The following is a 20,712-nucleotide window of genomic DNA, read 5'->3' on the forward strand; positions in this document are numbered from 1 at the left end:
TATGGTCGAACTGTTTGTCTCCGCCTTCATCACTTTTTTCGTGGTGATCGATCCGCCCGGCTGCGCACCGATCTATGCGAGCCTTACCAGCGCCGCCAGCGCGGCGCAGCGGCGCGCGATGGCGATCCGCGCGATCGTCGTCTCGCTCGCGATCTTGCTGGTCTTCGCCATGTTCGGCGAGAAGCTGTTGGGCGCGCTCGGCATCAGCCTCGATGCATTTCGCGTCGCGGGCGGCATCATGCTGTTCCTCATCGCACTCGAAATGGTGTTCGAGAAGCGCCAGACCCGGCGTGAAGACCGCGCCGAGAAAATTCTGGAAACGCCGGAGGTGGAGGACGTCTCGGTCTTCCCGATGGCGCTGCCGATGATTGCGGGCCCCGGCTCGATCGCCACGATCATGCTGCTGATGGCGCGCTCCAACGGGATCGAGGAGACCATGGTGGTGCTCGTCGCGATGACCTCGGTGCTGCTGCTGACGCTTGTCGCTCTGCTATTGGCAGGACCGCTGATGCGCGTTTTGGGTGCCAAGATCGAGGCGGTGATTACCCGCCTTCTCGGTGTGCTCCTCGCCGCGCTGGCGACGCAGTTCGTGGTCGATGGGCTGAAGGCGAGCTTCGCCTAAGCCGCAGCGGCTTTTTCAGGTTTATTGCAGCGTGGCGGGATCGGTCGGTCCGTCGCGCGCGCCGAAGAACTGCAGCAGCTGCACGATCAGGCTGGCGCGCTCTGACAGGCCGCGGGCCTCGAGCAGCGCCTGCTTGGCAGCCGAATCGAACGGCACCACCTGCGCCGCTCCGTTGACGAGCGAATAGTCGTCCAGACGGCTGATCGATTCCCAATCGACCTGGTAATCCATCGATTCGGCGAAGCGCTTTGCTTCGCCTTCCAGCGAGGCGCGCTCGATGCTGCTGAGCACTTCTTCCTCCTCGCTTTCTTCCCACAGCTGCGCCTCGACACGGCGGAAGGGGGTGGGGCTCTCCACCTCCCCGATCAGGGTGAAGCGCTTCAGCCCGCCCAGCAGGATATCGTAGCGGCCATCATCATGCGCCTCGATCTGCTCGATCCGGCCCAGGCAGCCCACTTCGTAGAGCGGTGCCGGTTCACCCGGTCCGCGCGGCTGGATCATGCCGATGCGCCGGTCCCGCGCCATCGCATCGCTGATCATCGCGCGGTAGCGATCCTCAAAAATGTGCAGCGGCAGGTGCATGCCCGGAAACAGAAGCGCCCCGGGCAGGGGGAAGATGGCGAAGCGCAGCGTCTCGCCGGAAAGCGGAAGGGCAGGGGCCATCAGCTGAACAGGATCTGCGAAAGACGGCGGCGGGTCTGCGCGGTCCAGGGGTCTTCCAACCCCACGGTTTCGAACAAGGCAAGCAGCCGGGTGCGCGCCGCACCCTCGTTCCATTCACGATCCACGCGGATGATGTGGAGCAGGTGATCGGCTGCTGCATCGCGGTTGCCCGCGGCCATTTCCGCATTGGCGAGCTCCAGACGCGCTTCATGATCGTCCGGCGCTGAATCCACCTTGGCGCGCAGCGCCTCCAGCTCGGCCGGATCACGCTTTTCCGCGGCAATGGCCAGCGCAGCGCGGGCGCGTTCGATCGCGGGATCGGCCTGCATCTCATCGGGCAGCTGGGACAACAGGCCCTGCGCCTCATCGGTCCGGTCTGCAGCGGCGAGCGCGCGGATCATGCCGCCGATCGCCTCCACATGCTCGGGATCCTGCTGCAGGATAGACGCGAAGGTGCCATAGGCCTGCTCGGCCTCGTCCGCCGCGAGCAGGCGCTCTGCTTCCTCAAGAACCGGCGCGAAATCGGGCTTCGCCGCTTCGGCCCCATCCTCCGCACCGACCTCGATCGGCAATTGCTCGAGCAACTGGTCGAGCGTCTGCGCGAGCTGCGCCTCGGTGCGCGCATTGGTGAGGTTTGCGACCGGCTGCCCTTGGAAGATGGCGTAGACCGTGGGGATGGAGCGGACCTGGAATTGCGAGGCGATGAAGTTGTTTGCATCGACATCGATCTTCACGAGCTTCACGCCGCGATCCGCGTAATCGGCGGCAACCTTTTCCAGAACGGGGCCCAGCTGCTTGCACGGCCCGCACCACTCGGCCCAGAAATCGAGGATGACGAGCTTCGTCATCGACGGCTCGACCACATCGTTCCTGAACTGGTCCACGGCCTTCTGTTCTTCGGTGGTCAGCGCGGCGCTCGCCATAATCGCTCTTTCCTCTTCAGCTCATTTCCAGGGCACCGGCATGACGGTGCGTGCTTCCCGCATCATGTGGGAACCGACGGGCGCTTGCCAAGCCCCCGGGGCCTGAGTGCAACCGATGTTCGATTTCACGGCTAAAGGGCTTGCAGGCTCTCCGAAGCGCTGCTAACAGCCCGCCTCCACCCGCCGGAAAGTATCGCTTCCGGCCGCCAGAGCGGGCGTAGCTCAGGGGTAGAGCACAACCTTGCCAAGGTTGGGGTCGAGGGTTCGAATCCCTTCGCCCGCTCCAGTTTTTCGACATCGTTGGTACGAGGCGCTTCGGCGTCTACCTTGCGCGTGGCCGCATTCGCCGGGCGACGCGTCTTATAGTGCGCAGTCTCTGTCCGGCGCGCATGGGCGGGAGGGCGAAGCAGGCCTGTAAGGATTAGCTTAACGCCTGCGCAACTATGCGGATCGAATTGAAGAATCAGCCCCCGGATTCTTAGGGAGATCCCATGACTTTGAAGAAGAAGCTTTTCGCATGTCTTGCTGCGCTGGCGATGGCTACGACGTTCGTTTCGGTGCTGTCGCTTTGGCAGATGAACCACGGACGCGTGGCGCTTCAATCGATCCTCAAGGATCAGGTTGAACCGATGAGCGACCTGAAGATTGTGGGCGACAAATATGCGGTCGATATCGTCGATGCGTCGCACAAGGCCCGCGCCGGCACGATCAGCTTTGCCGAAGCCGCCCAAACCGTAAGCGCTGGCGCCAAGGCGATCGATGCGAACTGGCGCCGATACAAGGCCACCAAGATCGAAGGGGAAGAAGCGCTTCTCGCAGAAGAGGCCGAAGCCGAAATGCGCGTGGCCGACGCAAATGTGGCGGAGCTCGAACAGATCTTGCGGCGCGGAGACAGGGAGGCGCTGGATTCCTTTGTTGAAAACAAATTGTATCAGAGCATCGATCCGGTGTCCGGCACGGTGGGCGATCTGGTTACACTGCAGATCGCAAACGCAGAAAAGACAGCCGCTGGCGCGTCGGCAACGGCTCTGCTGAGCCGGAATGTGACGATCGGCCTGGTGGCGCTGGCGCTGCTCGTTTTCGTCATCTCGCTCTCGATCGTCTCCTCCAAGGTTATCGCTCCCGTTCGTGCGCTCGCCGATACGATCCGCGGACTGGCCGCGCAAAAGGGCAGCGCACAGGTTCCGCATCTCGATCAGCAGGACGAGATCGGCGATATCGCGCGATCGGTGGAAACCTTCCGTCAAGCAGTGGTCCACGCAGAACAGGAGAAAGCTCTTGCCGCGTCGCACGCCACCGAAACACTTGGCGAGGGACTTTCCGCTTTGGCGAGCGGCGATCTGACCTATCAGCTGGAAGGCGACTTTCCCGAAGCCTATGAAAAGTTGAAGACCGACTTCAACGAAACGGCGGAAGCGCTGCGGACCACCTTGTCTCAATTGACGCTTGCAGCCACCGGCATCAATGACGGAGCCAGCGATATCCGCCAGGCTTCGGACGATCTGTCTCAGCGCACCGAGCAGCAGGCCGCATCGCTCGAAGAAACCGCCGCGGCGTTGGAGCAGATCACCGGCACCGTCGCGAGCACGGCGGCCAAATCGAAAAGCGCGAACAGCGCCGTGCGCACCGCGCGAGACGAAGCGGAACGCTCCGGCGAGACGGTGCGCAGTGCGGTGGAGGCGATGGGCAGCATCGAACGCACATCGAACGAGATCGTCGAAATCATCTCGGTAATTGACGGCATCGCGTTCCAGACCAATTTGCTGGCGCTCAATGCGGGCGTGGAAGCGGCGCGGGCGGGCGATGCCGGACAGGGCTTTGCGGTTGTCGCCTCGGAAGTGCGCGCGCTCGCCCAGCGGTCGGCGGCGGCCGCCACCGATGTGAAGGCGCGAATCACGGCGTCCTCCAGCCAGGTCGAAAACGGCGTGGAACTGGTCGGCGAGACCGGCAAGGCGCTCGAAACGATCATAGCGCGCATTGCCGAGGTCGACGGGCTCGTCTCCGAAATCGCGGATGCCGCCGATCAGCAGTCCACCGGGCTGCGGCAGATCAACACCGCGGTGGGCGAAATGGACGGCGTCACCCAGCAGAACGCGGCCATGGTGGAGCAGGCCACCGCGGCGGCACGCAGCCTTGCCGAAGAAGTGCAGAATATGTCGCAGCAGATCGGCCGCTTCCGGGTGCAAAAGAACGGTGCCAATGTGCGGGCCCTGCCGGTGGCGGCGAACAAGGCTCAGTCTCAGCCTCAGCAGCAGTTTCAGACGCGTCGTCCCGCCGCTGCCGCGCCGCAGGTCGTGGGCAACACCGCGCTGGCGGTCGACGAGGACGACTGGTCCGAATTCTAACCGGCCGAACGATGGCAATGTAGTCATGCTCGCCCGGGCTCGCGATTCGCGGAGTCCGGGCGGGACGGGCGGCCGCCACGAAGGCGCCGAGGAGCTTATTCCCTTCGCATTCATTTGCAAAAGCTGATGGCCCGCCCGAAACCCTCCATGCCGCCGAAGTGGGATATCCTCGCACTGGTCGACGCCGAGGGTGGATTGGAAATACGCGTCTCGCCCGGGGCTTCCGCCGACGCGATCATATTGCCTGCAGAAGGCGGCGTGTTGGCCGTGCGAACCACCGAGCCGCCCGAGGACGGCAAAGCCAATCGGGCCGTTCTGAAATTGATCGCCAAAGCGCTAGGGCGCTCCGCTTCGACGCTGGAACTGGTCCGCGGCACGACGAGCCGGAACAAGCTGATCCGGTTGCTCTGACCGAACGCGCGTTTGCGCAGTCGGATCGGGTGCAAGGGGCGTCGGCGGAAGATATCTCCATAGCCTTGACGGCGAGGGGCCGCATGGCCGACAGCGTAATGGTCAAGGTTCTTCGGTCGGCCTTTTGGTCGCGCCGGAGCTAAGACGGGAAGCCGGTGTAAGACCGGTGCTGCCCCCGCAACTGTAAGCGGTTAGCGGCGGTCCATTGATGTCACTGGCGGGATCGTCCGCCGGGAAGACGGACCGTCCGTGTCGACCCGCGAGCCAGGAGACCTGCCTTCGACGCCATAACGTCCACCGGCGGGGTGTCCGGTCTGGTCGCTTGTGCGTCATGCGCGAGCCTCGGGCCTGTGGCCGATGGCCGCGTCGGTGCCCGGTGCCCGGCCCATCCCCGCCCGCCATCTTCGGGGATGAAGAAAGAATGACCCTTACCACCACCACGCCCGGCTCTCCGCCGATGGCCGATCGCGAACACACCGGCGGCGACGTCATCCGCTTGATCGACACCATCTTTCCGTCCGATGCCAACCATCACGGCACGCTGTTCGGCGGCGTGGCGCTCGCGCATATGGACAAGGTCGCGTTCCTTGCCGCCTCGCGTCACGGGCGGGCCCCTTTCGTCACCGCGTCGTCGGAAAAGATCGATTTCGCCGCTCCTGCGCGGATCGGTGAACTGATCGAGGCGAGCGGGCGGGTGGTTCGCGTCGGGACAAGCTCGCTCGGCGTCATGGTCGAACTGGTGGCCGAAGATCCGATCTCGGCCGAGCGGCGGCTGTGCACGCGCGGGCATTTCACGCTGGTGGCGATGAAAGGCGAGGATAGCAGGCTTCCCCTGCCGCCATTGCCCGAGGACCCAGCCCCGGTCGACGAGGGGACGCTACGAATGGTCGACATCGTCTTCCCGCAGCAGACCAGCCATTACGGCACACTCTATGGCGGCGATGCGCTCAAGATGATGGGCAAGGCGGCCTTCGTCGCCGCGACGCGCCGTGCCCGGGCCAGCATCGTCATGGCATCGTCGGACCGGATCGACTTCGCGTCGCAAATCCGGTCCGGCGAGATGGTAGAGCTGGCGGCGCGCCCGCTTGAGGTTGGCCGCAGTTCCATTCTGATCGGGGTCGATCTGCTCGCCGAGAACCTGCTCACGGGCGATCGCCGCCACGCCGCTAGATCCCGCTTCACCATGGTCGCGGTGGACCGGGAGGGCAGGCCGCAGCCGATCGAAGGGGCCAAGGTCTGATCGGTTCAGCCGCGCAGGTCTTCGCGCAGGAAGTCCGCACAGCGTTCTCCGATCATGATCGACGGAGCGTTGGTGTTGCCGCTGACGATCTTCGGCATCACCGACGCATCGGCGATGTAGAGCCCTTCGAGCCCGCGAAACTTCAGGCGCGGGGTCAGCACGTCCGTGTCGTCCGGCCCCATCGCGCAGCTGCCGACGGGGTGGTAGACGGTATCCGAGCGGTTGCGCAGCATTTCGTCCAGCGCGTCGTCGTCATCGAGGTCGACCGGATGACGATCGCGCATCTGATATTCGGCCAGCGGGGTCGTTTCGAAAATGCGGTACATCTGCCGCACGCCTGCGCGCAGCAATGCGATGTCGCGATCATCCTCCAGAAAGGCAGGATCGATGGCGGGCATATCCCCCGGCTCGTTCGATTTAAGGCGAACCGAGCCTTTACTCTCAGGCCGCAGCACGCAGGCATGGCAGGAAAAGCCATGGCCCTTCACCTTTTCGCGTCCGTGATCTTCCAGCATCGCCGGGACGAAATGATATTGGATCTGCGGTGCGGGTGCGTCCGAATCGGCGGACCAGAAGCCGCCCGCTTCCGCATAAGGCGTGGTCATGATGCCGGTGCGGCGCAGGCGATGCTCCACCATGGCACGCGCCATCTTCAGCGTCCCGGTGAGCGAATCGCCGATGAAATCGCGCGAGCGTGTCTCGAAGCTCGCCACATAATCGATATGGTCCTGCAGATTTTCACCCACCGACGGCTTGTCGAGCACCACATCGATGCTGTGATAGCGCAGGTGCTCTGCGGGTCCGATGCCCGACAGCTGCAAAATATGCGGGCTGCCGAACGCGCCTGCGGACAGCACGACCGCGCCGCGCGCGCGCAAGGTTTGCGTCTCGCCGCCGCGTTGGATGCGCACGCCGGTAACGCGGCCGTTCTCCACGATCAGTTTTTCGGTAAGCGCGCCGGTGAGAACGTGGAGGTTTTCGCGCGAACGCACCGGATCGATATAGGCGCGGGAGGCCGTCCAGCGTTCGCCGCCCTTGGTAGTGGTCTGGTAGATGCCGAAGCCGGCCTGACGAGCGCCGTTGAAATCCTCGTTCAGCGGCATCTGAAGCCGGGCCGCGCTTTCCACGAACGCCTTGCTGCCAGGGTTCACCGAATGCTGATCGGAAACCGACAGCGGCCCGTCGCCGCCATGGAAGGCATCGCCGCCGCGCTCGTTCGATTCGCTGCGTTTGAAATAGGGCAGCACGTCTTCATAGGCCCAGTCGGTGCAGCCCATGGCGGCCCAATTGTCATAATCCCAGGAATTGCCGCGGATATAGAGCATGGCGTTGATCGCGGAGGAGCCGCCCATGCCGCGTCCGCGCGGCTGATGGCCCATGCGGCCATTGAGGCCCTTTTGCGGGATCGTCGAATAATGCCAGTTGGTGTTGTCGGGCAGGAAGGGCATCATGCCCGGCGTCTTCACGCGCCAATCGTCATTGGTGCCGCCCGCCTCGATCAGGCAGACGCTGCGCGCGGGGTCTTCGCTGAGGCGTCCCGCAACGGCGCTTCCGGCCGATCCGCCGCCGACCACGATGACATCAAATTCCTGCATGAGCTTTCCGATCCTCTCCGCCGGCGCTTATTGCGACCGGTCCGTGTTGATGAAGGCTACCGGCTCTCCGGCGCTTGGTCGACCGCCTTCTTCGTGCGTGCATCCTCCCAGCGCGCGCGGATCACGGCGCTCGTCTCGCGGCTGCCGTCGTGGCTCCAGCCGGGTTCGCGCCAGAGATAGCCGAGCTTATGGCGCCAAGGCGCGTGCCAGATGTCGCGCATGATACCGGCCCATTCGTGAAATGCCGCCCAGAGCAGATTGAAGCTGCCGAGATTGTGGACCAGGCCGTAATGGATGCGTTCATCGTCCCGCTCGGCCTCGAACGTGCCGAGCAGCCTGTCCCAGACGATGAAAACGCCGGCATAATTGCGGTCCAGATAGCGCGCGTTGGTGCCATGGTGGACGCGGTGGTGGCTCGGCGTATTCATCACCGCCTCGAACCAGCGCGGCATGCGGCGCACCGCCTCGGTATGAATCCAGAACTGGTAGACCAGGTTCAGGCCCGCGCAGAAAAAGACCATCGCAGGCGGGAAGACCAGGAACAGCGGCAGGCGAAAGAGGAAGGCCAGCGCGAAGAAGCCGGTCCATGTCTGCCGTAGCGCGGTCGACAGATTATAGTGCTGGCTGGAATGATGGACGACATGCGCCGCCCAGAACCAGCGCACGCGATGCGCGGAGCGGTGGAACAGATAATAGGCAAAATCGTCAGCCACGAAACAGAGCGGCCAGACCCACCAGGCGAAGCCGAATTGCGGCAGGCGCAGCGTATCGGCTCCGAAGGCGTGGGCCGCGTCCGCCATCGCATAAATCAGCCCGGCGGACAGCAGACCGGCGAGAGTGCTGCCGAAGCCCAACATCAGCGATGTGGCGGTATCGCGCGTTTCATAGGCATCGCTGCCGCGCCGGCGCATGATCACGATTTCGGCGATCATCAGCAGGATGAAGCCGGGAATGGCGAGGGTGACCGGATCGGGCAGGTCGTTCATGGCCCTGCGCTGTCGCCCCCGCGCAGGCGTTGCTGCCATGTCCCGGCATCGTCGATGCAGACCTCGATCTTGCCGAAATGCCGCTCGGCGCTGTCGATGACCAACCGGTTCGGCTCGGGCCGTTCGCAGCGGATCGGGGGTTTCAGCGCGCGCGCCGCAAACCGTCCGCCGACGCGTTTCAGAAGAACGATGCGTCCGTCATCGCCCAGCACGAGCGCGGACTGCCGGTTCTGACATGTCGCAGCCTCTATGGCGGTGAAGCCTGACACCATTTCTTCGGAATAATGCTCCGCCTCATCCGGCCCCAGCTTCTTCGCCTGGAACCGCACCCCGCGCACGATCAGCACCACCACTGCGATGGCACCGATCGAGCCGAGGATCATCGGAAGGTTCATGGGAAGCCGATCAGTTCGCCTTGGCGAAAGCGTCCAGCAGCATGCGCACCGGCGCAACGTCATAGCCCGCGGCAGCGGCGGCTTCCGCAATATCGTCCGGGTCCTTGCCGTCCTTCGCCTCGGCAAGCGCCCAGAGGAGGGTGGAACGCGTGCCGCTGCGGCAAAAGGCCAGCGTCTTGCCGCCTTCATTCTCGTCCAGCGCGGCGCGCATCGCATCGACCTGCGGCGTGCTGAAGCCGGCATGGGTGACGGGGATCGCGATATAATGCAGCCCCGCCGCCTCGGCAGCCGCTTCGATCTCCGCGCCGTCCGGTTGACCGATTTCCTCCCCCTCGGGGCGGTTGTTGATGATGAGCTTCACGCCCATCGCCTTGGCCTCTGCCACGTCTTCCGGCACGATCTGCGGCGCGGCGTAGACGGTGGAATTGATCTGGCGAATGTTCATGGGGCCTCCGTCTGAATTTCGCGCACCCTAACGCCTGCGCCCGAGTGAAGTCGAGGGGCGGATTCAGTACTGCCGGATCACGTCCAGAAAGGCATCGCCGAAGGCGATCAGTTTCTTGGCGCCGACACCGCTGATCTTGCCCAGCTCGACCGCTGATTGTGGGCGCTGCGCGGCGAACTCCCGCAGCACCGAATCGTGGAAGACCACATAAGGGGGGATGCCCTGTTCGGCGGCGATGCGCTTGCGCTCCGCCCGCAATGCCTCGAACAGCGGATCGCCAGTGGGGTTCGCCGCCGCGCCCTGCCCACGGCCGCCGCGCGTGCGTTCGGGCGGCTCGACCATGCGGACCTCCTCCTGCCCCTTCAGGATGCGCTTGGCACCGGGGCCTAGGCGCAGGCCGCCATGCTCTGTCGGCAGCAGCGCCTCGAACGCTTGAAGATGACGGGCCAGCGGTTTGATCAGCCGCGTCTCCTCACCCTCGACGATCCCGTGTACCGACAGCGCGTGATGCCCGCGTTCGAGCACCTTTTCGCTCTGCGATCCCACCAGCACCGCCTCGATATGGCCGACGCCGAAACTCTGCCCGGTTCGGTAGACGGCGGAGAGCAGCTTCTGCGCCAGTTCCGTCACTTCGCGCGTGTCGGGCGGATCGATGCAGTTGTCGCAATTGCCGCATTGCGCGGGCGGGTCCTCGCCGAAATGGCGCAGCAGCACCGCGCGGCGGCAGCCCGGCGTTTCCACCAAGGCGGCGAGCGCGTTGAGCCGGGTCCGCTCTCCCTCGCGCCGTGCTTCCTCGACTTCGCCGAGGCGCTGGCGGGCGGTGGCGAAATCGGTTGCGCCCCAGAACATATGCGCCGCCGCCGGATCGCCGTCGCGGCCCGCACGGCCGGTTTCCTGATAATAGGCCTCCACCGATTTGGGCAGGCCGGCATGTGCCACGAAGCGCACATCCGGCTTATCGATGCCCATGCCGAAGGCGATAGTGGCGCACATGATCATATCTTCGGACGCGACGAATTCGGCCTGCGCCGCGGCGCGCTCGGCGGGCGGCAGGCCGGCATGATAAGCGCGCGTGGGTCGGCCCGTCGCTTCCAGTTTTTCGGCAAGCTTCTCGGTCGCCGCGCGGCTGGTGCAGTAGACAATGCCCGCGCCCGGCGTCTCGCGCACGAATTCGGTGATCTGCTTCGTGACGTTGGTCTTCGGGCTGATCGCGTAGCGGATATTGGGCCGGTCGAACCCCGCCAGGATCAGCCCGTCCTGCGGAATGCCGAGCTGGACCAGAATGTCTTCGCGCGTTGCCTTGTCCGCAGTGGCGGTGAGGGCGAGGCGGGGCACATGCTCGAACCGGTCGAGCATCGGGCGCAGCAGCCGGTAATCGGGCCGGAAATCATGGCCCCATTCGGAAACGCAATGCGCCTCGTCGATCGCGAACAGCGACAGATCGGTGGCGGACAGCATGTCCTGAAACACCGGATTGGTGGCGCGTTCCGGCGCGACATAGAGCAGATCGAGATTGCCCGCCCGGAAACGCCGCATCGTTTCGGCCTGGTTCTCGTCGACCGAGGTGAGCGTTGCCGCCTTGATGCCCACCGCGTCCGCGCTGCGCATCTGATCGTGCATCAGCGCAATGAGCGGGGAGACGACGATGCAGGTACCGCGCCGGGCGACGGCGGGCACTTGATAGCAAAGCGATTTACCCGCGCCCGTCGGCATCACCGCTAGCGTATTGTCCCCGCGCATGATCCGTTCGACCACCTCCTCCTGCCGTCCGCGAAAGCCGGAAAAGCCGAAGATGGAATGAAGGATGTCTTTGGGATCGCGCGGCGCGGTTTCGGTCATCGCGCCTGCCTACCGGGGCGGGCCGGGTTGGGCCAGTGGCAGCTCAGGCCACGCGCGCATTTTTGCAAAAGGCATCCACATAAGCGCGGTGTTCGGGCATCTGGCCGACCCGGTAACGGATCGACTGATCGATGCCGTCGATCTCGGCAGGCAGTCCCGGATCGTCCAGCGCGTCCGCCATCGGGCTGTAGCCCATCGGCATGATGCCTTGCCCCATCATAACCGCAATCCAGCTGGTCTGGGCGAAGAGCTCGTCCTCCTCGCGGAAAATCTGGCCGTTGAGGCGGAACAGCTCGATCTTTTCGGTCAGGCTGTCCGGCACGCTCATGGTGCGGCAATAATTCCAGAAGTCGCTGTCGTCGCGGCTGGTGGCGTAATAATGCAGAATGAGGAAATCGCGGATGCGCGCATATTCCTTGGCCGTCAGCCGGTTGAACGCCTGCTCCTGCATCGGCGAAATGTCGTCGAGCGACAGCAGCGCGACCAGCTTCGATATGCCGGTGTTGATCAGGTGGATCGAGGTCGATTCCAGCGGCTCCATGAACCCGGCGGAAAGGCCCAGCGCCACCACATTACGGTTCCAGAATTTCTTGCGCCGTCCGGTGGTGAAGCGCAGGAAATTGGGTTCGGCCAGCGCCTCTCCCTCGATATTGTCGGTCAGGATCGATAGTGCTTCGTCGTCCGACATGTTGGCCGAACAATAGACATGGCCGTTGCCGTTGCGGTGCTGCAGCGGCACCTGCCATTGCCAGCCCCCTTTCCAGGCGGTTGCCTTGGTATAAGGCGGCATCTTGCCACCGCCGGAGGAGGGGATCGCCACGGCCCGGTCGCAAGGCAGCCAGTGAGTCCAGTCCTCGTAACCCGTTTCCAGCGCCTGCTCGATCAGCAGGCCGCGAAAGCCCGAGCAATCGACGAACAGATCGCCTTCCAGCACGCTGCCGTCTTCCAGCGTGATCGAGCGGACATGGCCGTTCTCGCCGTTCAGCTGAACATCCGCCACCTTGCCCTCGCGCCGGACCACGCCGCGACTTTCCGCCACTTGTCGCAGGAAGCGCGCGTAGAGCCCGGCGTCGAGATGATAGGCATAGTTGATCGGCGGCAGATCGCCGCGATCGTCGTTCGGGGTCTTGGCGAAGCGCCCGAACTGGGCAGCCATGGTCTCCGGACTGAAATAGGCCAGCGGGCGCTGGTCCCCGGCGGCGCGCATGCGCATCCACACATTGTGGAAGGAGACGCCGTCGATCTCGTAACCGTAATTGCCGAACGGGTGCAGATAGCTGTCGCCGATCTTGCCCCAGTTCACGAACTGGATGCCCAGTTTGAAGCTGCCCTTGGCGGCGGCCAGCATCTCGGCCTCGTCCACGCCGATCAGCTGGTTGAAATCGACGAAGGGGGGGATCGTCGCCTCGCCCACGCCCACCGTGCCGATCTGCTCCGATTCGACCAGCGTTACCGCGAGCCCGCGCGGTTTTACAAGCTTGGACAAGGCCGCCGCGGTCATCCAGCCCGCCGTGCCGCCGCCGACGATGACGATTGTCTGGACGCTCATGACTTCTCCCGTTTTTTCGCGCGCTGGACATTCAGCGCTGCGACGTTCTGTTGCAAGCGAGTAACAGGTGGCGCCCAAATTGTGAACGTTCATTTCCGTAGTTGTGAACGATCACAATCGGGGTTAGTCCATCCTCCACGACAAGGCCCGGTTACGGGCTGGCTCCGATTCGGGGTGACATCAGAGGAGGGGATCGGTTCTATGGCCGCCAAGCATCATCATGTTCGTTTCGCACGTCGCGTCCTTCACTGGGGCGGTGCGTCCACGCTCGCGATTCTCGCGGCAACCGGCGTTCATGCGCAGGATACGACGCGTGAGGATCCGGTCGATCTGGATGCCGATGGCGAAATCGAACGCCCGAGTGACGATCTTGCCGGCACCGTTACCGATGACAACACCATCGTCGTCAGCGGCTTTCGCGCCTCGCTCAGCAGCGCACAGAGCCTGAAGCGTGATGCCGACACCTTCGTCGATGTCATCACCGCAGAGGATATCGGCGCGCTTCCCGACCGTTCGGTGGCCGAGGCGCTGCAGCGCGTGCCCGGCGTCAACATCAGCCGTTTCGAACAGCGCGACGACCCCGATCGCTTCTCGGTCGAGGGCTCGGGCGTCATCATCCGCGGCCTGCCCTTCGTGCGGTCCGAACTGAACGGGCGCGACATCTTTTCCGCCAATGGCGGCCGCACGCTCAGCTTCAACGATGTTTCGCCCGAGCTGCTGGGCCGGGTCGAGGTGTTCAAAAACAACACCGCCGACATGATCGAGGGCGGTATTTCCGGCACGGTCAATCTGGTGACGCGCAAGCCGCTGGACACGCGCGGATCGCGCATCGCCGGCACGATCGAGGCCAATTACGGCGATTTCGCCAAGGAATGGTCGCCCGGGTTCTCGATCCTCGGCGCCCACAGCTTCGAGACCGAGATCGGCACCTTCGGGCTTCAGGTCGGCTATGCGCAGTCGGAGCTGAAGACGCGCACCGATGCTTCGCAGGTGACCGATCCCTGTTACCGCGCCCCGAGCCTCGATGCGCCCTGCATCCGCGTGCGGCCTGTCGGTTCGGGTGGCTTCAGCGGCGATCCGTTATTCGGTCCCGACAACTTCCCGCCGGCCGGATCGGTCGTCGTTCCTAAGGGCGCGGGGGTGCGCACCACCGATCTGACGCGCGATCGCAACGCCATTTCTGCGATCGGTCAATGGGAAAGCCCGGACAGCCGCGCGCTTTTGACGGTGGAGTATCTGCGCGCAAAGACTGAAGCGACGATCGACGAATATTCGCTGCTTGCGCTCGTCAACGACGACAATCTGTTTCCGGTGCCCGCGGCCGGCACCAGCTTTACTTTCGATGAGAACGGCATCTTCCAGTCCGGCACGCTGACGCAGGGCGGCGGCATCCCCACCGAAGCGCTCCGTTTCCAGCGGGAGGACGATGCGAAGACGGAAGACTTCTCGGTCGATCTGCAGCTGTACCCGACCGATCGTCTGCACTTCAATCTGGAGGTGCAACACATCAATTCGGATCGTCAGGAAAACGGCCTGATCGGTGCGATGCAGACGTCTTCGGACATTTTCTTGGATAACAGCGACAAGGTTCCGGTGGTGCAGTTCCTGCAGCCGGGCACGTCAGATTCGCCCGCATCTTATTTCAGCGATCCGAACCGGAGCTTCTACTGGTTCCTGATCGACAATCAGGTGCGCAACGAGGGCGACCTTTGGAGCATGCGTGCCGATGTCGATTACGACATCGCAGACGGCGGTGGCTCCTTCTTCAAGACCATCCGCTTCGGCGCTCGCTGGGCGGACCGCAACCGCGTGACGCGCAACACCAACTTCTCCAACTGGGGCAACCTGTCCGCGCCCTGGACGGGCGGCGGTGCCGTTTATGCGAACGACTATCCCGCATCAGAGCTGCGCAACCCCTTCGTCGATTTCCAGCGCGGCAAGGTGCCGACGCCCGCAGGCGACGGATCGGCCTATTTCTTCGGTGGCGATAATCTGGTCGACGAATATCTCAGCGGCCTGACCGAAGAGCAGGCGCGCGATATCAACGCAACGTCGCAGACGCCCAATCCGTGGATTCCGATCTACGCCCGCGACGGGCTGGTCCCGGGAACGCCCTATCGTCCGGGTGAAATTTCCAACGTCGATGAGAGCACCTTTGCTGCTTACACTCGTCTCGACTTCGGCTCGGACGATCTGTTCGGCAATGGCTGGAACCTGCAGGGTAATGTCGGCGTGCGCTACGTCCGTACCAGCGTCAACTCTGGCGGCTCGATTGGCTTTCCATCGTCTCAGGGTTTCCAGAAAACCCCGACCGGAGAGATCGACTTTGCGGCGACCTGCTCGGGTCTGTCGGGAACACCGGGCGGTATTCCAGGCTTCTGTCTGCTGTCCCCCGCGCGTCAGGCACAATTCGCGGCGGTCTTTGACAATCCAAATCTAAACGACTCGGCTGCGGGCACCTTCGATTACTGGCTGCCGAGCTTCAACGCGAAGTTGGATGTCGGCGGAGGCCTGCTGTTCCGCGTTGGCGTCTCTAAAGGTATCTTCCGCCCTGATCTGGCGCTTTACCGCACAGGCGGTGTGATCGGCGACAACACCAACACGCTCCGTCAGGAGGGCACGCTGGAAACCGGCCCGCTGTTCTCGTTGGGCACCGGCAACCGGCTTCTTACCGCGACGGAAAGCTGGAATTACGATCTTTCGGTCGAATATTATTTCAGCGCCGTGGGCTCGCTTACCGTTTCGGCCTTCCTCAAGGACCTGTCCGGCATCGTGAATGGCGGTGCCACAATCCGTAGCTTTACGACCCCGGACGGTGTTCCGTTCGATGTTCGCATCGACGGGCCGGACAACACCAGCGGCGGGCTCCTGAAGGGCGTCGAGGTGGCTTATCAGCACACCTTCGATTTCCTGCCGGGCTTGCTCAGCGGTCTCGGTACACAGCTGACCTATACCTATGTCGATGCGGGCGATTTCACGAACCCCGATCTCGACGGCAACCGCAGCCTGTTTGCGTCCTTCGTGCCGCTGGCCGGTGTTTCGAACCACACGGTGAATGCCACGCTATTCTACGAGAAGGGTCCGCTGTCGGCGCGTGCAGCCTATAACTGGCGCTCCGAATATTTGCAGACCCCGCGCGATGTGATCTTCCCGTTCTCGCCGATCTATGGCGAGGCGACGGGGCAGCTCGATGCGTCGATCTTCTATTCGCTGACCGACGACATCAAGATCGGCGTGCAGGGCGTGAACCTGCTCGATGAAATTACGCGCACCTCGCAGGTGATCGATTTCGACGGCACCCGCGTCACGCGCTCGGCCTTCCGCAATGATCGCCGTTACACGCTGATCGCCCGCTTCGATTTTTGAGGCCCGTCGCTTCGCCGCTCCGCGCGCCGATCTGGCATCGCGGGGCGGCGCGCGATAGGCGTGACGCTCGCTCGCACGGTTGGGGAAGATATCGACATGGCCCGCAGACGACAGGCGGTGACGATCAAGCATGTGGCGGCGGAAGCCGGGGTGTCGCTCCAGACCGTCAGCCGCGTCATCAATCATGAGCCCAATGTCCGCCCGGCCATGAAGGAGAAGGTGCAGGGCGCGATCGACAAGCTGGGTTATGTGCCGTCCATCGCCGCGCAGCGGATGAGCGGATCGCGCAGCTATCTTATCCTGGCGCTCAACGACCGCGAGCGCACCATTGCCGAATGGAGCGCGCGCCAGGGTTCGGACTGGGTCGGGCAGATGCTGCTCGGCGGCATGCTGAAATGCGCGGAACATGGCTATCGCCTGATCGTCGAACTGATCGACACGCGCACGCATCATGTGGAGCGGGAGCTGGCCGGCGCTTTCGCCGCGCTGCAGCCGGACGGTGTGCTGCTGACCCCGCCGCATTCGGAAGACCCGGTCATCATCGCGTTTCTCGAAAAACAGGGCGTGCCCTTCGCGCGCATCGGATCGCGCGCGCCGGGCCCCGGCATTCCGATCACCATGGACGATGAAGGCTCCGCGCGCCGCGCCACGCAAATGCTCGTCGATCTCGGCCATCGACGGATAGGCTTCATCGCCGGTGCGCAGGAATATAGTCTCAGCCAGCGCCGCGCGGACGGATGGCAGGATGTGATGAGCGAAAGCGGCCTTCCGGTTGACGGCCTGCTCGCGCAGGGCGATTTCAGCCATGCAAGCGGACTGGTGGGCGCACGCGCGCTCCTGAGCCGTGACGAACGCCCCACCGCCATCATCGCCAGCAGCGATCAGATGGCCTTGGCGACGCTCGATGTCGCCAAGGAGATGGGGCTGGAGGTGCCGCGCGCGCTTTCGGTCATCAGTTTCGATAACAGCCCGGCCATTCGTTACGCCAATCCCAGCATCACCGCCGTGGACCAGCCGATCGCCGATACGGTGTCGCGCGCGGTCGAACTCATCATCGCCATGAAGCGCACAGGCGAAGGGCCGGAGGAAGCGATCCGTGTTTCGGGCGATCTGATCGCGCGCGAATCGACCGCGCCGCCGCCGCCGAACTGATCCCCCGGAGCGCTTGCCGCTTCGATCGAACAAGGCCCGCGCCAAGCGGGCGCAAGAGGAGTGGAGAGTAATGAACTTGCGATGGACCGCCCCCCTGCTGCTGACGGCGGCAACGGCCTGCACCATGCCCGCGGCCATGCCCGGCGCCGGAGCGGGCATTGCCCTGCCGGCAGACGCCACCGCCCATCCGGAGCGCTGGCCCGAAGCGCATAGCCCGGCTGCGATCACCGATCCGGCCACCGAGAGCGCGATCGATGCGCTGATTGCGCGGATGAGCCTGGAGCAGAAGGTCGGCCAGCTGGTGCAGGCGGATATTAGCGCCATCGAACCCGAAGATCTCGCCACCTATCCGCTCGGCTCGATCCTGGCGGGCGGCAATAGCGGCCCCTATGGCAATGAACGCGCGAGCGCGGCGGATTGGGATAAACTGGTGCGGGCGTTCCGCGATGTCTCGGAACGGCCTGGGGCCAATGGCGTCGCCATCCCGATCATCTTCGGCGTCGATGCCGTTCATGGCCATAATAACATCCCCGGCGCCACCGTCTTTCCGCACAATATCGGGCTCGGCGCGGCGCATGATCCGGCGATGATTCGCCGCATCGGCGCAGCTACTGCAGCCGAAATCGCGGGCAGCGGTATCGAATGGACCTTCGCGCCCACGCTGGCCGTGCCGCAGGACCCGCGCTGGGGCCGCACCTATGAAGGCTATTCCTCCGATCCCGCGCTCGTCGCCGCCTATGCGGGGGCGATGGTGGAAGGGTTGCAGGGTGATCTCGTCAGCGGCCGCCCGCTTGGCCCGAAACATGTCGCGGCTACCGCCAAGCACTTCCTGGCCGATGGCGGCACGCAGGGCGGCAAGGATCAGGGCGATGCCGTGATCCCCGAAAGCGAGCTGATTTCCGTCCATGCGCAAGGTTATCCCGCCGCGATCGACGCCGGAGCGCTGACCGTCATGGCCAGCTTCTCCAGCTGGAACGGGGTGAAGAATCACGGCAATCCCAGCCTCCTCACCGGCGTCCTGAAAGACCGCATGGGCTTCGAAGGCTTTGTGGTGGGGGATTGGAACGGCCATGCGCAGGTGGAAGGCTGCACCAACACCGATTGCCCGCGCGCAATCGAAGCCGGGCTGGACATGTTCATGGCGCCCGATAGCTGGAAGGATCTGTACGCCAATACGGTGAAGCGCGCCGAGAGTGGCGACATCCCGATGGCCCGCATCGACGATGCCGTGCGCCGCATCCTGCGCGTGAAATACAAGCTCGGCCTGATGGATCAGACCCCGCCGGTCCGCCGCGATTACGCCGCGGTCGGCGCGCCGGAGCATCTGGCGCTGGCGCGCGAGGCGGTGGCCAAATCGCTGGTGCTCCTCAAAAATGAAGGTTCGGTCCTGCCGATCAAGCCCGGTGCGAAGGTGCTGGTCACCGGGCCCGGCGCGGACGATATGGCGATGCAATCGGGCGGCTGGACGGTCAGCTGGCAGGGCACCGACGTCACGCGCGCGGATTTCCCCGACGGCCAGACCATCTGGGAAGGCATCAAGCGGGCGGTGGAAGAGGCCGGCGGCACTGCGATCCTTTCGCCGGACGGCTCCTATGACGGCCCGGCGGACGTCGCGATCGCCGTCTATGGCGAAACGCCCTATGCCGAGTTTCAGGGCGACGTGCCGACGCTGGATTATCAGCCCGCGGGCGCGCGAGATCTGGCGCTGCTGAAGCGGCTGAAGGCGAGGGGAATGAAGACCGTGTCGCTGTTCCTTTCCGGCCGCCCGATGTTCGTGAATCCGGAGATCAACGCCTCGGACGCTTTCGTCGCCGCCTGGCTTCCAGGCACGCAAGGCGCCGGGATTGCCGACGTGATCGTGGCGAGGCGCGATGGCGCGACACCACAGAATTTCACCGGGCGTCTGCCCTTTGCCTGGCCCGCCTCCGCCGCCTCGCCGATCACCGAGCCGCTGTTCGCGCGCGGCTATGGGCTGGATTACAGCGGGGGCGGCAGCGTCGGCACGCTGTCCGAAGATCCGGGCATCGACATGGCGCAGGCGCTCAACATCGGCCGCTTCTTCGCCGCCGGCCGCGTGCAGGCGCCCTGGTCGCTCTCCATCGGCGATGCGGGCGGCAAGCGTTTCGTGGAAGGCGGCGCCGCGCGCAGTCCGGAAGGCTGGGTCACCGCCAGCGCGGTCGATGTCCGCGCACAGGAGGACGGCCGCCGCTTCGTCTGGACCGGGCCCGGCCAGGTTGCGATCGAAGGGCCGCCGGCCGACTTGTCCGCGCGTTTCGATGCCGGGCAGGCGCTCGAAATCACCGGCGTGCTGCAGGCCGCCGGCGCGGGCGATACGCAGCTGTTCCTAGGCGACCGGGCGGTGCCCCTTGGGCCCCTGCTAACCGATGCACGAACGGGTGAGGTAACCAGCTGGCAAATTCCGCTGCGCTGCTTTGCGGGCTCTGCGGACGATCTGCGCGCCGTCGGCAATGCTATGCGTATCGAGGGCGAGGCGGGGCTAGATCTGACACTGCTCGACGTGCGCCTTGTTGACGCGGGCGCGGCATCTTGCCCGTCCGCCGCGAACTGAACTGGGAGAATCGATCATGCCCAAACGCGCTCTTGCTATCGCCGTCCTTTCCGGATTGCTCGCGTCCTGTCAGCCCGCTGCGCTCTCCGACACCGCGCCGCGCACCGCCGCCGATGTGGCGCCGCGAGCGCTTCTGTTCGAGGACGATTTCGACGCGCCCACGCTGGACCGCAGCAAATGGGTCGTGGTCGGCCCGGATTTCTGGGTGAACAACGAACAGCAGGCCTATGTCGATTCGCCGGAGACGATCCGCTTTCTGCCGGCCGGATCGGTCGAAGGCGCGGAAGGCGGCGTGCTGCTGCTCCAGCCGAAGTTCGAACCGGGGTTCAAGACGCCCACGGGCCGCACGGCCGATTTCGTTTCCGGACGGATCACCACCCGCGGCAAGTTCGATTTCACCCACGGCACCGCCTCGGCGCGGATCAAGATGCCCGATGCGGTGGGCGTCTGGCCCGCCTTCTGGCTGCTCGGCAATGGCGAGTGGCCGGGGACGGGCGAAATCGACATCATGGAATATGTCGGCGAAAAGGACTGGACGGCGGTGGCGCTGCACGGCCCCGGCTATTCGGGCGATACGCCGCTGGTGAACCGCTATTTCTTCGAAGACGGCAC

At 64.4% G+C, this 20,712-nt stretch carries 16 protein-coding genes, 1 tRNA gene and 1 riboswitch (1 of these 18 cut by a window edge); of the genes, 9 read left to right on the top strand and 8 right to left on the bottom strand.

Going from position 1 to position 20,712, the window contains the following annotated elements; translation table 11 throughout:
* Position 1: 1 nt before the first annotated feature.
* Positions 2–622, top strand: a complete 621-nt coding sequence (locus tag I6A82_RS03785) for a MarC family protein (protein ID WP_198093801.1) — start codon at positions 2–4, stop codon at positions 620–622.
* Between the two features lie 21 nt (positions 623–643).
* Here I6A82_RS03785 and I6A82_RS03790 read toward each other — a convergent pair whose 3' ends face one another.
* Together I6A82_RS03790 and I6A82_RS03795 are read right to left on the bottom strand one after the other, a co-directional pair.
* Positions 644–1,285 carry an LON peptidase substrate-binding domain-containing protein gene (locus I6A82_RS03790; RefSeq protein WP_187335099.1) on the bottom strand — a complete coding sequence of 214 codons (642 nt, stop codon included), beginning with the start codon at positions 1,283–1,285 and terminating at the stop codon, positions 644–646.
* Entirely contained in the window at positions 1,285–2,208 is a 924-nt protein-coding gene (locus I6A82_RS03795; RefSeq protein ID WP_198093802.1) for a tetratricopeptide repeat protein, read from the bottom strand. The genes I6A82_RS03790 and I6A82_RS03795 overlap by 1 nt, the downstream gene beginning before the upstream one ends.
* A 211-nt stretch (positions 2,209–2,419) precedes the next feature.
* Here I6A82_RS03795 and I6A82_RS03800 point away from each other — a divergent pair.
* From I6A82_RS03800 to I6A82_RS03815, 4 genes are all read left to right on the top strand, one after another.
* Positions 2,420–2,494, top strand: a tRNA-Gly gene (locus tag I6A82_RS03800).
* A 205-nt stretch (positions 2,495–2,699) separates the two neighbouring features.
* Positions 2,700–4,553 (top strand): methyl-accepting chemotaxis protein, encoded by a 1,854-nt coding sequence (locus I6A82_RS03805; RefSeq protein WP_198093803.1) that lies wholly within the window; start codon positions 2,700–2,702, stop codon positions 4,551–4,553.
* A 126-nt stretch (positions 4,554–4,679) separates the two neighbouring features.
* Positions 4,680–4,964, top strand: coding sequence for a DUF167 domain-containing protein (locus I6A82_RS03810; RefSeq protein WP_198093804.1), 285 nt, complete (start codon positions 4,680–4,682; stop codon positions 4,962–4,964).
* A gap of 91 nt (positions 4,965–5,055) precedes the next feature.
* A riboswitch (cobalamin riboswitch) is annotated at positions 5,056–5,259 on the top strand.
* 126 nt (positions 5,260–5,385) lie between these two features.
* Positions 5,386–6,204, top strand: a complete 819-nt coding sequence (locus tag I6A82_RS03815; RefSeq protein ID WP_232343268.1) for an acyl-CoA thioesterase — start codon at positions 5,386–5,388, stop codon at positions 6,202–6,204.
* Positions 6,205–6,209: 5 nt separating this feature from the next.
* On the opposite strand, the gene I6A82_RS03820 is transcribed toward I6A82_RS03815, so the two are convergent.
* The 6 genes from I6A82_RS03820 to I6A82_RS03845 all read right to left on the bottom strand — a co-directional run bounded on the left by I6A82_RS03820 (position 6,210) and on the right by I6A82_RS03845 (position 13,013).
* Positions 6,210–7,799 carry a GMC family oxidoreductase gene (locus I6A82_RS03820; RefSeq protein WP_198093805.1) on the bottom strand — a complete coding sequence of 530 codons (1,590 nt, stop codon included), beginning with the start codon at positions 7,797–7,799 and terminating at the stop codon, positions 6,210–6,212.
* 56 nt (positions 7,800–7,855) lie between these two features.
* Entirely contained in the window at positions 7,856–8,785 is a 930-nt protein-coding gene (locus I6A82_RS03825; RefSeq protein ID WP_198093806.1) for a sterol desaturase family protein, read from the bottom strand.
* Complete coding sequence (locus I6A82_RS03830; protein WP_198093807.1) at positions 8,782–9,180, bottom strand: hypothetical protein; 399 nt, start codon at positions 9,178–9,180, stop codon at positions 8,782–8,784. Before I6A82_RS03830 ends, I6A82_RS03825 begins: the two co-directional genes overlap by 4 nt.
* A 10-nt stretch (positions 9,181–9,190) precedes the next feature.
* Positions 9,191–9,625 (bottom strand): TIGR01244 family sulfur transferase, encoded by a 435-nt coding sequence (locus I6A82_RS03835; RefSeq protein ID WP_198093808.1) that lies wholly within the window; start codon positions 9,623–9,625, stop codon positions 9,191–9,193.
* Positions 9,626–9,688: 63 nt separating this feature from the next.
* The gene (gene recQ, locus I6A82_RS03840; protein WP_198093809.1) at positions 9,689–11,464 is read right to left on the bottom strand and encodes a DNA helicase RecQ; all 1,776 of its coding nucleotides are present in this window, start codon (positions 11,462–11,464) and stop codon (positions 9,689–9,691) included.
* 43 nt (positions 11,465–11,507) lie between these two features.
* Positions 11,508–13,013 (bottom strand): tryptophan halogenase family protein, encoded by a 1,506-nt coding sequence (locus tag I6A82_RS03845; RefSeq protein ID WP_198093810.1) that lies wholly within the window; start codon positions 13,011–13,013, stop codon positions 11,508–11,510.
* A gap of 201 nt (positions 13,014–13,214) precedes the next feature.
* Between I6A82_RS03845 and I6A82_RS03850 the strand changes: the two genes are divergently transcribed.
* From I6A82_RS03850 to I6A82_RS03865, 4 genes are all read left to right on the top strand, one after another.
* The gene (locus tag I6A82_RS03850; protein ID WP_198093811.1) at positions 13,215–16,379 is read left to right on the top strand and encodes a TonB-dependent receptor; all 3,165 of its coding nucleotides are present in this window, start codon (positions 13,215–13,217) and stop codon (positions 16,377–16,379) included.
* A 96-nt stretch (positions 16,380–16,475) separates the two neighbouring features.
* Positions 16,476–17,531: a LacI family DNA-binding transcriptional regulator gene (locus tag I6A82_RS03855; RefSeq protein WP_198093812.1), complete on the top strand. Its 1,056-nt coding sequence runs from the start codon at positions 16,476–16,478 to the stop codon at positions 17,529–17,531.
* 70 nt (positions 17,532–17,601) lie between these two features.
* Positions 17,602–20,100, top strand: coding sequence for a glycoside hydrolase family 3 protein (locus I6A82_RS03860; protein ID WP_198093813.1), 2,499 nt, complete (start codon positions 17,602–17,604; stop codon positions 20,098–20,100).
* Positions 20,101–20,116: 16 nt separating this feature from the next.
* Positions 20,117–20,712, top strand: partial view of a glycoside hydrolase family 16 protein gene (locus I6A82_RS03865; protein ID WP_198093814.1) — the 5' portion only. Its footprint extends 292 nt past the window's final position; 596 of the gene's 888 nt are visible here — the first part of the coding sequence; its start codon is at positions 20,117–20,119; the stop codon falls past the right edge of the window.

This window comes from Novosphingopyxis sp. YJ-S2-01 (genome assembly GCF_016093175.1).
GTDB classification, from domain to species: Bacteria; Pseudomonadota; Alphaproteobacteria; order Sphingomonadales; family Sphingomonadaceae; genus Novosphingopyxis; species Novosphingopyxis iocasae.

Bases quoted from the DNA above. Each gene is read 5' to 3' on its own strand.
- I6A82_RS03815 (WP_232343268.1), top strand. From the start codon at position 5,386: ATGACCCTTACCACCACCACGCCCGGCTCTCCGCCGATGGCCGATCGC.
- recQ (WP_198093809.1), bottom strand. From the start codon at position 11,464: ATGACCGAAACCGCGCCGCGCGATCCCAAAGACATCCTTCATTCCATC.
- I6A82_RS03845 (WP_198093810.1), bottom strand. From the start codon at position 13,013: ATGAGCGTCCAGACAATCGTCATCGTCGGCGGCGGCACGGCGGGCTGG.
- I6A82_RS03835 (WP_198093808.1), bottom strand. From the start codon at position 9,625: ATGAACATTCGCCAGATCAATTCCACCGTCTACGCCGCGCCGCAGATC.
- I6A82_RS03785 (WP_198093801.1), top strand. From the start codon at position 2: ATGGTCGAACTGTTTGTCTCCGCCTTCATCACTTTTTTCGTGGTGATC.
- I6A82_RS03810 (WP_198093804.1), top strand. From the start codon at position 4,680: ATGGCCCGCCCGAAACCCTCCATGCCGCCGAAGTGGGATATCCTCGCA.
- I6A82_RS03805 (WP_198093803.1), top strand. From the start codon at position 2,700: ATGACTTTGAAGAAGAAGCTTTTCGCATGTCTTGCTGCGCTGGCGATG.
- I6A82_RS03795 (WP_198093802.1), bottom strand. From the start codon at position 2,208: ATGGCGAGCGCCGCGCTGACCACCGAAGAACAGAAGGCCGTGGACCAG.
- I6A82_RS03850 (WP_198093811.1), top strand. From the start codon at position 13,215: ATGGCCGCCAAGCATCATCATGTTCGTTTCGCACGTCGCGTCCTTCAC.
- I6A82_RS03825 (WP_198093806.1), bottom strand. From the start codon at position 8,785: ATGAACGACCTGCCCGATCCGGTCACCCTCGCCATTCCCGGCTTCATC.
- I6A82_RS03790 (WP_187335099.1), bottom strand. From the start codon at position 1,285: ATGGCCCCTGCCCTTCCGCTTTCCGGCGAGACGCTGCGCTTCGCCATC.
- I6A82_RS03830 (WP_198093807.1), bottom strand. From the start codon at position 9,180: ATGAACCTTCCGATGATCCTCGGCTCGATCGGTGCCATCGCAGTGGTG.
- I6A82_RS03860 (WP_198093813.1), top strand. From the start codon at position 17,602: ATGAACTTGCGATGGACCGCCCCCCTGCTGCTGACGGCGGCAACGGCC.
- I6A82_RS03855 (WP_198093812.1), top strand. From the start codon at position 16,476: ATGGCCCGCAGACGACAGGCGGTGACGATCAAGCATGTGGCGGCGGAA.
- I6A82_RS03820 (WP_198093805.1), bottom strand. From the start codon at position 7,799: ATGCAGGAATTTGATGTCATCGTGGTCGGCGGCGGATCGGCCGGAAGC.